The organism is Archangium gephyra, assembly GCF_042230915.1.
Classification (GTDB): domain Bacteria; phylum Myxococcota; class Myxococcia; order Myxococcales; family Myxococcaceae; genus Archangium; species Archangium gephyra_B.
In genome coordinates, this window is record NZ_CP102578.1 from 10,707,932 (window position 1) to 10,720,902 (window position 12,971).

The window sequence follows — 12,971 nt, forward strand, 5'->3', positions numbered from 1 at the left end:
AGCCTCGCCCCCATGTTGCGCTCCCGTCACCTGCGCCTCGTCCCCTGCCTCGCCCTGACGGCCTGCATCGCGGGCCCGTCCTCCACCGACAACCCGCCTGCGGCGCGGCCTCCCGTGGAGCTCGCCGCGCCCGCGGGCGACGAGTGGTACCGGCACGCCGTCTTCTACGAAATCTTCGTCCGCAGCTTCCAGGACTCCAATGGAGACGGCAAAGGCGATCTGCCCGGCCTCATCTCGCGCCTGGACTACCTCAACGACGGAGACCCGAGCACCACCACGGACCTGGGCGTGGACGCGCTCTGGCTGATGCCCGTGTTCGACTCGCCCAGCTACCACGGCTACGACGTGGTGGACTACGAGCGCATCCACCCGGACTACGGCACCATGGAGGACTTCGAGCGGCTGTGCGCCGAGGCCCACCGCCGCGGCATGCGCGTCATCCTGGACCTCGTCCTCAATCACAGCAGCTCGCAGCACCCGTGGTTCGTGGAGTCCGCCGCCTCGCGCACGTCGGCGAAGCGGGACTGGTACGTGTGGAGCGACACGGACCTGGGCTGGCGGCCGCCGTGGGACGTCTTCGCCAAGGGCTCCACCTGGCACGAGCGCAACGGCGCGTACTACTACGGCGTCTTCTGGGGCGGCATGCCGGACCTCAACCTGAAGACGCCCGCGGTGCGCGAGGAGGCCAGACGCATCGCCTCCTTCTGGCTGGGCAAGGGCGCGGATGGCTTCCGGCTGGACGCGGCGCGCTACCTCATCGAGAACGGCCCGGGTGTCTCCGGCCAGGCGGACACGGCCGAGACGCACGCCTTCTGGAAGGAATTCTCCGCGCACGTGCGGAGCGTGAAGCCCGACGCGGTGCTGGTGGGGGAGAACTGGACCACCACCCCGGCCATCGCCACCTACTACGGCTCCACGGCCCAGGTGCCCGGCGGGGACGAGCTGCAGCTCAACTTCAACTTCCCGCTCGCCGACGAGCTGCTCAAGGCCGCCCGCTCGGGGGATGGAAATGGGGTGGCGCTGAAGCTGGCGGAGATGCGCAGCCGCTACCCGGCGGGTGTGGCGGACGCGCCCTTCCTCACCAACCACGACAGCGTGCGCACGGCCACGCAACTGGGCGGCAACGCGGGCGCGCTCGCCACCGCGGCCTCGCTGCTGCTCACGATGCAGGGCTCGGCCTTCGTCTACTACGGCGAGGAGGTGGGCATGGCCAACGGCACCACCAACAACGACGAGGCCAAGCGCACGCCCATGGTCTGGGACGCCAGCGCGGGCGCCGGCTTCACCCGCGGCACGCCGTGGTTCTCCTTCGCCCCGGGCCGCGAGAGCGCCCAGGTGGCCGCGCAGTCGGACGCGCCCGGCTCGCTGCTCTCGCGCTACCGCGGCCTCATCCGGGCCCGCCACGCCTCGGAGGCGCTGGACCGCGGCGGCCTGCGGCTGCTCACCTCCACCGAGGGCCGCGCGCCCACGCTGGCCTTCGTGCGCACGTGGGGAGCGGAGCGGGTGCTGGTGGTGCACAACCTCGGTGACGCGGTGGAGACAGCGGGCCCCTTCGCGCTGGAGGGTGAGTCGGCCGAGGTGCTCTTCGCCGACCCGTCCGTGGGCTCACCCGTTCGGAGTGACGGGGGCTGGAGCGTCACCCTGCCCGCCCGCGCCACCGGCATCTGGCGCCTGCGGTAGCGCGGGCGCGGGCGGCACCGGCACCACCGCGGGCCAGCCCGGCGCCTGAGGCCCGAGCACGTCTTCCTGCCGCGAGCCCTCGGGCACGAGCAGGTCCACCACGGGGGACTGGGCCCCACCGCCCAGGCGGCCGCCGCCGAAGCGCTCGTGCGACACGCCCGGCCCGATGCCGAGCACCATCAGCCCCTGCGGGGCCGGTGCCGTCATGCTGCCGAGCAGGGAGGGCAGCTCCACCCGCCTGTCCAGCGTGGCCCCGGTCACCGCCACCGCGTAGCCCCACGAGGGCTGGGCCGGGCCGCCGAGGAAGCCCTCCGGGACGAAGAAGGACACCGAGGGGCCGAAGACGCGGATGCGGGTGGGGAAGAAGACGCGCTCCTCCAGCTGCCGCTCCACCCGCTCCTCCAGGGCCCGCACGTCCGCCTCGCTCAGCGAGCCCTGGCGCTGGGCCTCCGCGAGCGCCGCGTCCCGCCACAGCTTGCGCAGCACGTCGCGTGCCTCGTAGGGGCGCGGGGTGAGGACGATGGCCTTCTCCCAGGCGCTGCCGGGCGTGAGCGCGAGGTGGCGGCCGGGCAGCGTGTCCGTGCGGCCCGAGCCCTCCGTCCGGTCCTCGTCCACGTACACGTCCAGGTTGAAGGTGTAGAAGCCGTGGCGGGCCATGTCCGCCAGGGTGGTGCCCGCCGCGTCCACCGTCCTGCGCTGGGGCACGGCGATGGGCTGGGCGAAGGTGGCCTCGAAGCGGGTGCCTCCGCGCTCCGCGAACGCACGGAAGGCCAGCAGATCCAACGAGCCGGGCCCCAGGTCCTGGCGCAGCGGGTAGCGCAGCGCGCCGTCTCCATGGTCGTCCCCACGGGGGTCCGCCAGGGAGAAGAGCTGCGTGTCACCACGCGTACCGCGGCAGGCGCTGGCGCACGCGGCCAGCAGCAGGAGCAGGGAGAGGCGGCGGAGAAGCACCATACGGAGGGTTCCTCGGGAGGCTGGAAAAGCGAAGGGGCCCGGCGGGCGTCACCGCGCGCCGGGCCCCCTCGGAGTGCATCGGAAACGCAGCGGCTAGAACTGCGCCTTCATGAACGCCTTGAGACGCACGTGCTCGAAGGAGCGCGTCTCCAGCGGGTTCCAGCCGCCGTAGCGGTTGGTGAAGCCCAGCGAGCCCACCGTCACGCCGTGGTCCTTGGAGATCTTCTCGTCGGCGGCCTGGGCCACGAAGCCCGTGCCGTAGTCAGGCGTGTAGGTGCCGAAGAGGTACTGGCCCTCGAGACCGAACTCCACACCGGCCAGGATGTACTTGGCCTTCAGCGACACCAGGTTCTTGTCGTGCTTGCCCGACACCATCTGGTGCAGGTTGTAGGACTGGAACGCCGTGTTGCCGTCCTGCAGGTCCGCCAGGAACTTGGTGTAGCTCAGGGACGTGTACAGGTCGTCCGTCAGCTGGTAGCCGGCGCCGAGGTTGAAGCTGGAGTAGTTCAGCACGCGGTCGTCATCGGAGATGTCGTCGAAGGGCTTGAACTTGTAGCCCGTGACGCCCTCGCGGGTGACAAGGTCCGGGTTGCCGTAGAAGTCGGCGGTGGACAGCGGGTTGCCGTTGGCGTCCGTGCCGTAGTTGCGCTTGACGCCGGCGCAGGCCACGCCGCCGCCCGGGCAGTCCCCGTCCTGGTAGGGCAGGTACTTCTTGTCGTTCAGGCGCTTGTCGGAGTCGTGGATGTACTTGAACTTGCCGAACACGTCGATGCCACGGCCCAGGTCCAGCACGTAGCGGGCCTTGGCCACCGCGATGTGCGTCTGCTTGTCCTGGAAGGGCTGGTAGGCGCTGCGGTAGTTGTGCAGCACGCCCGAGTCCAGCTCCGCGCCCGGGTACTGGGTGTCGGTGATGGAGCGCGAGTCGTTGCCCCACGCCTGCCAGTTCTGGTTGTAGGTGATGAACGAGTACTCACCGGCGATGTCCAGCGCGCCGTTGCTGTACACGGGGTTGAACGTCACGCCCTTCCAGCCGATGGCCGTCTCGGCCAGGGGCTCGTCGAAGTCCGTGAACTCGTTGTCCACGTTGAGCGTGGCCACCTGCTGGGTCTCGTTGGTCCAACCGCCGTAGCCAATGGCCGTCGGGTTGCCGGCGAACACGCCGTACTTGGCGTTGTTGGGGCCGGGGAAGGCGAACGAGGCGTCGTGGCCCTCGGTGAGCAGCACGTCCGACTCGCGGCGCGCGGCCATGATGGCCACGTAGTCCGCGCCGATGCTGAAGCCCTGCACGTTGAGCGACAGGCCGATCTCCAGCGGATCATTCAGCGTGAGGTCCACCTTCCAGGTGTTGTCCTCGTGCTTGCCCGCGGGCACCGGCGAGTAGCCGTTGATGCCGAAGCTCTTGGGCACCCAGCGCGGATCATTGCCGTCGGTGCCGAAGTAGTTGGTGTTCTCCGCGTGCATGTACGAGCGGTAGAACGAGCCCTTCACGTCCAACACGGAGCCCATGTGGACGCCGGCCTTCACGCCGCCCACGCCGTTGCGGAAGCGCGGGAAGAGGTTGCGGCCGTTGTCCACGTTGTTGTCGCCAATCTCCAGCTCGTTGTCGATGGCGTACTGGAAGATGCCACCGACGTCGACCATGTCGTTGAAGGCGTACTTGGCCTGGAAGACGTAGGAGGCGTCCGTGGTGTGGAACGCGCCCGTCTTGTAGTTGGGGCCGGCCCAGAGGCGGGGCAGGGAGATGCCGGCCACGTCGTACGTCAGCTTGCGATCGAGCGCCGAGCCCTGCACGAGCACGCCGTAGGCGTTGTCGCGGTCGATGTAGCGGATGCGGCCGACGACGTACGGATCGAACTGGCCGAAGTCGTTGGCGCCGATGGTGGCCGAGTCGATGAGGTAGCCCGGCGTCAGGGTGACGGCCAGACCGCGCAGCTTGATGTACTGGTTGGAGCGCGAGTCGAACTCACCGCAGTCGCCGTTGACGCAGGGGCCGCTGGGGTTGCCGCCAAAGCCGCCGAAGTTCGACCAGAAGTTCTGGCTGAAGCGGCTGTGGATGCGGCCACGCACCTCGACGGCGCTGGACAGCCGCGCGTTGAGCAACAGCTCGAGCTCGGTGCCGATGCCGTTGTCGCCGGAGCCCTCACCCGGGATGGTGGTGAAGTTGTACATCGCACCCTGCTGGCGCGTGTTGCCATACAGCCACTTGGTGTAGGTGGTACCGCCAATCTGGAGCTTGGGGGCCTCCTGGGCGAGCGAGGCGGTAGCGGGCAGCAGGGTGGCAGCGGCGGTGAGGGCGACTGCGCCCTTCCGCAGGGACTTCGTCTTCATGGGTGATACCCCTCTCTTTTGCAGCCGACCCGGGAAGCGGGGGCTTCCCGGCTGCCGGCGCGGACGGCTCATCACCGCCCGCGCGACCTCCGGCAGGAATGCGTGAATCTGGGAAGGACTACTTCTGCTCCTGGGCCGCGGCCGCCTTGGCCGTGCCACCCACCATCGTCAGCGTGGCCGGCTTCTTCGCGCTGCCGTCCTCGGCGCACTCGTAGCTGAGCATGTCGTGCTGGGCCTTGACCTCGGAGGCCTCGCCCTTGCCCTGGCCGGCGAGCACGTCCACGGCGTGCGGATCGCAGTCGCCGTCGTTGCCGCCGCCGAAGCGGTGCTGGCCCTCGTACTCGTTCACCTTGCGGGTGAGCAGGTCATTGCCCGAGGGGAAGCCCTCGTTGGACTGCACCACCACCTGGAAGCCCCACTGCGAGGGGTCACCCTCGAGGCCGGCCAGGTCCACGGTGGCGGACACCTTGCGGCCCGAGCCCTTGGTGCGGGTGGGGACGAGGACGTTGTCCTTGGCGGCGCCGGCCTTGCTGCCCACCTCGGCCTTCACGCGGGCGGAGTTCTGCGGGGAGATGATGATGACCTTCTCCCAGCCGTTGTTGGGGGCGAACTTCACGTTGAGGCCCGGCAGGGAGTCGGTGGAGCCGCTGCCCTCCTTGCCGTCCGTGTCGATGAAGACGAAGACCATCTGCACGGCGAAGCCGGAGCCCGTCTTCCACTCGTCGGCGAGCGTGGTGTTGAAGCCCAGGGTGATGTCGGCCTTGGTGCCCTTCTTCTCGAAGGTGAAGTCCGTCAGGTCGAACGAGCCGCGCTTGTACACGGGGTCGGTCGGGTACTTGTAGGTGCCCGGGCCGTTGTCATCCCCGGTGGGGTCCTTGAAGGACACCTTGTCGGCGGCGAGGGCGGGAGCGCCCAGGAGGGCGGCGGCCAGCGACAGCACTGCGAGACGGGAGGTCTTCATTGCAATTGCTCCTTGTTGAGGGAACTGCGCCGAGGAAGCTGCGGACTACCCCTTGACGCTACCGGCAGTGAGGCCGGACACGAGGTATTTCTGGAGGAACAGGAAGAGGACGACCACGGGGATGGAGACGATGATGGAGCCGGCGGCGAAGTAGCCCCACTGCTGGGAGAAGCCGCCCACGAAGAAGCGCAGGCCCACCGGCGCCGTGTACATGGTCTCCTGGTCCATGAAGGTGGCGGCGAGGATGAACTCGTTCCACGCCGTCATGAAGGAGAAGAGCGCCGTGACGGCCACGGCCGGCTTGGCCAGCGGCAGGATGATGGTCCAGAAGATCTTCCCCGCCGAGGCGCCCTCCATGACGGCCGCCTCCTCCAGCTCCTTGGGGATGGTGTCGAAGTAGCCCTTGAGCATCCACACGCTGAAGGGAATGGAGGTGGTGGCGTAGACGATGATGAGGCCGAGGCGCGAGCTGCCCAGGCCCAGCCACTGCACCAGGATGATGTAGAGGGGGATGAGCATCAGCGTGCCCGGGAACATCTGGGACACGAGGAAGGCCATCATGCCGGCGCGCTGGCCGGTGAACTTGAAGCGGCTGAAGGCATAGGCGGCGGTGCAGGCCAGGAAGACGCCCACCACCGTGGTGCCCAGCGCGATGATGGCGCTGTTGAGCATCCACTGGGCGAAGGGCTGATCCTCCATCACCGAGCTGAAGTTGGAGAAGGACAGCGTCTCCGGCCACGGGGTGACGGCGCGGACGCGGTCCATCATCGTCGGCGACTCGGGCAGCGTGGTGATGGCCAGGCTCTGCTTGCCCGAGAGGGCAATCGTGATGACCCAGAGGATGGGGTAGAGGGTGAAGAGGGTGAAGGCCGCCAGGAAGGCATGCAGCGGCCAGTGGGGGACCCCTTCGCGGCGCGAGAACATCAGGCGGCCTCCGTGGCGCGAGAGACGCGGTTCTGCACCACGCTGTAGAGCAGCAGGATGCCGAAGATGACGGTGGAGTACGCCGCCGCGTAGCCGTAGCGGTAGCGCTGGAAGGCGTACTTGTACGCCTGGGTGACGAGGATTTCGGTCGAGTTGCTCGGCTCGCCCTCGGTCACCAGGAAGATGACGTTGAACTGGTTGAAGGTCCAGACCACCGACAGGATGATGGCCGGCACGAGCGCGGGCTTGAGCGCGGGCAGCGTAATCGCGGTGAACTGCTGCCAGCGCGAGGCGCCGTCCACGCGCGCGGCCTCATAGAGCTCGGCGGGGATGGAGGTGAGCGCGCCGAGCGACACCACCATCATGAAGGGGAAGCTCAGCCAGCCGTTGGTGGCCAGCACCGTGAAGAAGGAGCTGACGGGCGTGTCGTACCAGGCGAGCCCCTGGCCGCCGAACATGCGGATGACATGGTTCACCACGCCGAACTGCTGGTGGAACATGCCCTTCCAGATGAGGGCGGTGATGTAGTTGGGCATGGCCCAGGGGAGGATGAGCAGCACGCGGTACACCGGGCGCAGCGCCAGCCCCTGCACGTTGAGGATGAGGGCGAGCACCAGGCCCACCGTCACGCCGATGGTGACGTTGGTGACCGTCCACACCACGGTGAAGAAGAGCGTGTAGTAGAAGTTGAGGTAGTTGAAGACGATGGAGCCGTCCTGCGCCCGCTTGGCGATGCTGAAGTCGCCGAGAATCTCCGCGTAGTTGCGCAGGCCCACCCAGATGTCCGTCAGCGACTGCCCCGTGTTGTAGAGGTTGGAGTCGGTGAAGGACAGGGTGATGCCGTAGAAGAACGGGAAGAAGACGAGCACCACCATGCCCACCATCGCCGGGGCGATGTAGGCGTACGCGGTGCGGTTCTCCACCACCGTCTCCACCGTGCGGGCCAGGCCGCCCATGCCGATGAAGAGCAGCACGGCGAGCGCCAGCGCGCCCAGGCCACCCAGGGCCCGGCCCGCGCCCGAGCGCAGCTCCGCCACGCGCGCCGTCACCGCCGCCTCGTTCACCGCTCCCGCGGGGGTGACGAGCCCGAGCGGACGGCGGTACGCGTCCGAGTCCCAGTTGCCGGGCTGCAGCGCCGGCTCGGCCGCGAGCTGCCGCTCGGCCACCACGGCCTGGGCGCGCTCGGACATGGCGCGCACCTGCCCGGCCACGAGCGTCTGCGTCTCGCGCACCTGGGCGTCCAGCACGCCCAGCGAGTAGGAGGCGTAACCGCCCAGGCCCACCGCGAGCGCCACCACCGAGGCGAGCACGAGCAGGCCCTGCTTGCGCACGGCGAAGGAGGCGCCCGCGCACAGCGCCAGCGGCACCAGCAACCACAGCAGCAGCGAGCCCGTGCTGGGGACGAGCGGCGCCTTCAGGGGGGGCGTGGCCAGCTCCACCATGCCCACCACCGCGCCATTCACCTCCACCGGCGCGCTCAGCTGGCGCCCGCCGTTGGGCAGCGCCTCGGCCTCCACCTCCAGCTTGCGCGCGGTGCCCTCCTCGCGGTTGGTCTCCACCGCGGCGCGCAGCCGCTGGCCGCGGTCGTAGAGGGGCTTCTCCTCGCGTGACAGCCGGCGCGGCGCCGCCTTCTCCCCCTGGTCCTCGGGGAAGGTGGAGGCCTCGAGCTGGATGCCCGAGAAGGCAATCACGCGCACCGCGCTGCCCGCCGGGAGCTGCTGCTGCCAGGCGGACACCACGGCGCGCACGGACTCACCCGAGCCCCCCGCGCGCTGGACGAGGTCCTCCAGCGCCCGCAGGGACACGAAGGCCTGCCGGTCCGCGCGCTCGGTGGCGATGGTCTCCAGGGCCTTGGCCAGCAGGCCCTGGGCGAGCACGAGGGACAGACCGAGGGCGAGCGACAGCCCCACGAGCACCCGCACGCGGTGCGGGGCCCGGCCCTGGGGAGAACCCGAGGGACCGCCCGCGCTGTGGAGGGGCTCGGTGAATTCGCCGGGCGGGAGGACGGCGGGCTCGCCGCCGGAACGTTGTGGGGCCGTCGTGCTCACTCAGTGCCTCACTTCTTGCGCAGGCCGGCCACGTCCTTGGCCACGGCCTTCTGGGCCACGTCGAGGGCGGCCTTGGGGGTGGAAGCCTTCTTGAGGACGCTGGTCATCGCCGAGGTGGCCGGCGACCAGACCATCGTCATCTCCGGCACGTTGGGCATGGGCACCGCCACCTCGACCTGGTCGCGGAAGGCCTTGAGCTGCGCGTCGCCGGCGACCTTGGGGTCCGCGTACACGGCCTGGTTGGCGGGGCTCTGGCGGCCCTCCAGCGCGAGCACCTTGGCGGCCTCGGTGCTGGTGAGGAACTTCGCCACCTCGAAGGCGGCGTCCTTGTTCTGCGACGGAGCGGAGACGTACACACCCTCCACCGTCATCCACGGGCGCATGGGCTTGCCACCGGCCTCGTCCAGGGTGGGCAGCGGCGCCAGGCCGTAGTCCACGCCCTTGGCGATCTCCCCGAGGAACCAGGGGCCGGAGAACACCATGGCCGCCTTGCCGTCGTTGAAGAGCGAGGTGATGAGCGCGCTGGAGGGCTCGGCGGGCAGGATGCCGTCCTTCTCCGCCCACTTCATCATCAGCTCCACCGACTTCACGTTGGCCGGCGAGTTGAGGGTGGGCGTGGTGCCCGGGCCGAACACGCCGCCGCCGAAGCCGTTCATCAGCGCCGAGTGGTAGTAGAAGTCGCCGTAGGCGTAGGCCAGCCCGAAGCGGCCCGCCTTCTTGTCGGTGAGCTTCTTGGCCATCGTCACCAGCTCGCCGCTCGTCTTGGGCGGGGTGGGCACGAGCTTCTTGTTGTAGATGAGCGTGACGACCTTGTAGTTGAGCGGCAGGCCGTAGACGGTGCCGCGGTAGGTCATCGCCTCCATCGTGGTGGGGATGAAGCGCTTGCGGGTGGCATCATCCAGGTAGAAGTCGATGGGCTCCACCGTGTTGCCGGCCTCGATCCACCCACCCAGGCGGTCCTGGGCGAAGATGAAGATGTCGGGGCCCTTGCCGCGCGGCACCGTGGCGGAGATCTTGTCCGCGTAGGCGTCATACGGCACGGCGAGCGTCTTCACCTGGATGCCCTTGGAGGCATTGGCGGCGTTGAACTGCCCAATCACCTTCTCCAGCGCGGCCTTCTCCTCGGCGCGGTAGCCGTGCCACAGGACGATCTCCTTGGGCTGGGCGGAGGCGGGGGTGGACAGCAGACCGAGGGCACACAGGCCCACGGCTGCGATCATCAGTCGCAGGTTCTTCATGTCGGGAGCTCCTGAGGGGTAGGGACTCGACTAGACGGACAGTCGTTGCTCGGTTTCGGCGTCGAAGAGGTGCAGCGACTCCAACTCGATGACCACCGCCAGCTTCGCGCCGGTCTCCGGAGTGTGCTGGGGCGGGAGCCGGAAGACCAGCGAGTTCTCGGCGAGGCGGGAGTGGACGATGACCTCGTTGCCGAGCGGCTCGACGAGCTCCACCTTCACCTCCAGCGAGGCCGTCTCGCCGCGGGCGGTGGCCGAGGGGGTGAGGATGTGGTCGGGGCGGATGCCGACCTTGAGCTTGCGGCCGCCCTTGCCCGCCGTCACCGGGCGCAGGCTCTGGGGGACGGGCAGCTTGAAGCCGTCGCCCTCGAGCACCTCGCCATTGGCCGAGAGCGTGGCGGAGGTGAAGCTCATGGGTGGCGAGCCGATGAACTGGGCCACGAAGACGTTGGCCGGGCGCTCGTACACCTCCAGCGGGGTGCCGAGCTGCTGCAGCTTGCCGTCCTTCATCACCGCGATGCGGTGGCCCATCGTCATGGCCTCGATCTGGTCGTGCGTGACGTAGACCGAGGTGACACCCAGGCGCTGCTGGAGCTTCTTGATCTCCGAGCGCATCTGCACGCGCAGCTTGGCGTCGAGGTTGGAGAGGGGCTCGTCGAAGAGGAACACCGCCGGCTTGCGCACGATGGCGCGTCCGAGCGCCACACGCTGGCGCTGACCACCGGACAGCTGCTTGGGCTTGCGCTCCAGCAGGTGGGTGATGCCGAGAATCTCCGCCGCGTCGTTCACCAGCCGGTCCATCTCCGGCTTGGGCGTCTTGCGGATCTTGAGGCCGAACTCGAGGTTCTCCCGGATGGTCATATGCGGGTAGAGCGCATAGTTCTGGAAGACCATCGCGACGTCGCGGTCCTTGGGAGGCAGCTCGTTGACGACGCGCTCACCGATGGAGAGGTTGCCGCCGGTGATCTCCTCCAGGCCGGCGATCATCCGCAGCGCGGTGGACTTGCCACAGCCCGAGGGGCCCACCAGCACCATGAACTCGTGGTCGCGGATATCGAGGTTCAACCCCTCGATGACGGACACGTCTCCGTACCGCTTGGCCACATTCTTGAAAACGACTCCGGCCATCTCAGGCTCTCCCCACTCGGGATTGCATCCAGTTCATCGCGCCCGGCCCAGGATGCGGACGGACAGCGGCTCGACGGTGACTTCCATCGTGGGGCCCGCCGTCAGGCGCCCCCCGTCGAGCAGATCTTCCGCGTCCGCACCGCTCCAGGCCTCGGGCCAGGGGAAGGAAGCGGACGCCTTCTTCTCACCGCGGTTGACCGCCACCACCACCGCGTCACCGGACTCCGCGTCGTGCCGGAGGAAGGTGTAGACGTCCCCGTCGGTGGCGAGCCCCTTGTGGGTGCCACGCGAGAGCGCGGGGTGGGCCCGGCGCACGGAGATGAGCTTGCGGTAGAAGTCGCGCAGGGCCTCGTCGCGAGGCAGGCCGGCGCCGGGCTGCACCGCGCGCGTGCCCCAGGGCATGTCGCCGCGGTTGGCGGGCCAGTCACCGCCGGGGCGGCCCACCTCCTCGCCGTAGTAGATGACGGGGATGCCGGAGGTGGTGAGCTGCAGCGCCGCCGCGAGCCGGAAGCGCGGCTTGTCGCCCTGGAGCTGGAAGAGCAGGCCGGGCACGTCGTGCGAGGACAGGAAGTGCGACAGGTGGTAGCCCTTGCGCACCTTGTGCCGCGAGCGCAGGTAGGAGTCGAAGGCCACGGTGCGGCCGCGTCCCAGCGCCCACGCGAGCGCATTGCCCTGGAAGCCGAAGTCGAAGCCGGCATCCATCTCGTCGCTGACGAACCACGGGTCCAGGGACTCGCGGTCCCCGCCCCACACCTCGCCGAGCAGGAAGAAGTCCTTGCCCAGCTCCTCGCGGGTGCGGCGGCGGTGCTCCTGCCAGAAGGGATGGTCGACGTGCTTCACCGTGTCCAGGCGGAAGCCGTCCACGCCCGAGCGCTTGCCCCAGGCAAGCTGCGCGTCGAGCAGGTACTTCGCCACCTCGGGCTGCTCCGTCTTGAAGTCGGGCAGGCCGGACACGCAGCTCGTCACGTCATCCTGCCCGCAGGTGCCCTTCTCCTCCGAGCGCAGCCAGCCCTTCGTCTCGGGCGCCGTCAGGTAGCGCGAGTTGTAGCCGGGGTGGTTGTAGACCACGTCCAGCAGCACGCGGATGCCCCGCTGGTGGCACGCGTCCACCAGTGCCTTGAGCTCCTGCTCGGAGCCGAAGCGAGGATCCACCTGCTGGAAGTCATCCGCCCAGTAGCCGTGGTAGCCCCAGTCCGGGAAGCCGGCGCCGGTGACGAAGCCGTCGATGTTCTTCACCACCGGGGTCATCCAGAGGGCCGTCACGCCCAGCGACGACAGCTCGTCGAGCTGCTCGCGCAGGCCCTTGAAGTCTCCACCGTGGAAGGCGCCCGGGGCCTTCTTGTCCACCTTGACGTTGTTGGCCGCGTCGCCGTCGGCGAACCGGTCCAGCACGACGAAGTAGAGGACCTCGTCGGCCCAGTGGCGCGCGGGCGCGGCGGGAGCGGCCACCGCTGCGGGGGCGGGAGCAGCCTCGGGCGCGACCGGAGCCGGCGCGCCCGTGCTCACCTCCGAGGTGGTCTCCCGGGGGGCCGGCTGCTGCGGGTGAGCGCAGCCCGCCAGCGTCAGCGGGAAGAGCAACAGGGAGGTCGCGAGAGGATGACGAATGTTCGCGCGTCTGTCCCGGGGGCGACGAGGCGACGAATCAACCATTGCGCGGGACTTTTTCACACCCGCTTTGGAAAGTGAACCTCCCGGCTCGGGATGTTCCGAAAC

At 69.1% G+C, this 12,971-nt stretch carries 9 protein-coding genes; 1 reads left to right on the top strand and 8 read right to left on the bottom strand.

All coding sequences use genetic code 11. The features are described 5' to 3' along the window. Window positions 1-12: 12 nt before the first annotated feature. On the top strand, window positions 13-1,680 hold the full coding sequence (locus tag NR798_RS42125) for an alpha-amylase family glycosyl hydrolase (RefSeq protein WP_375768245.1): 1,668 nt from the start codon (window positions 13-15) through the stop codon (window positions 1,678-1,680). Here the strand turns inward: NR798_RS42125 and NR798_RS42130 are convergent. The 8 genes from NR798_RS42130 to NR798_RS42165 form a co-directional block, all read right to left on the bottom strand. Further along, window positions 1,606-2,634: a glucodextranase DOMON-like domain-containing protein gene (locus NR798_RS42130; RefSeq protein WP_375768246.1), complete on the bottom strand. Its 1,029-nt coding sequence runs from the start codon at window positions 2,632-2,634 to the stop codon at window positions 1,606-1,608. The genes NR798_RS42125 and NR798_RS42130 overlap by 75 nt on opposite strands. Before the next feature lie 93 nt (window positions 2,635-2,727). Then, a complete protein-coding gene (locus NR798_RS42135; protein WP_375768247.1) occupies window positions 2,728-4,962 on the bottom strand; it encodes a hypothetical protein in 2,235 nt (744 codons plus the stop codon). Between the two features lie 118 nt (window positions 4,963-5,080). After that, window positions 5,081-5,923 carry a glucodextranase DOMON-like domain-containing protein gene (locus NR798_RS42140; protein ID WP_375768248.1) on the bottom strand — a complete coding sequence of 281 codons (843 nt, stop codon included), beginning with the start codon at window positions 5,921-5,923 and terminating at the stop codon, window positions 5,081-5,083. Between the two features lie 45 nt (window positions 5,924-5,968). Further along, the gene (locus NR798_RS42145; protein WP_375768249.1) at window positions 5,969-6,847 is read right to left on the bottom strand and encodes a sugar ABC transporter permease; all 879 of its coding nucleotides are present in this window, start codon (window positions 6,845-6,847) and stop codon (window positions 5,969-5,971) included. After that, window positions 6,847-8,895, bottom strand: coding sequence for a carbohydrate ABC transporter permease (locus tag NR798_RS42150; RefSeq protein ID WP_375768250.1), 2,049 nt, complete (start codon window positions 8,893-8,895; stop codon window positions 6,847-6,849). Before NR798_RS42150 ends, NR798_RS42145 begins: the two co-directional genes overlap by 1 nt. Window positions 8,896-8,903: 8 nt before the next feature. After that, entirely contained in the window at window positions 8,904-10,133 is a 1,230-nt protein-coding gene (locus NR798_RS42155; protein WP_375768251.1) for an extracellular solute-binding protein, read from the bottom strand. Window positions 10,134-10,163: 30 nt separating this feature from the next. After that, a complete protein-coding gene (locus NR798_RS42160; RefSeq protein ID WP_375768252.1) occupies window positions 10,164-11,258 on the bottom strand; it encodes an ABC transporter ATP-binding protein in 1,095 nt (364 codons plus the stop codon). 33 nt (window positions 11,259-11,291) lie between these two features. Continuing rightward, the gene (locus NR798_RS42165) at window positions 11,292-12,836 is read right to left on the bottom strand and encodes an alpha-amylase family glycosyl hydrolase (protein ID WP_375768253.1); all 1,545 of its coding nucleotides are present in this window, start codon (window positions 12,834-12,836) and stop codon (window positions 11,292-11,294) included. Window positions 12,837-12,971 lie beyond the last annotated feature (135 nt).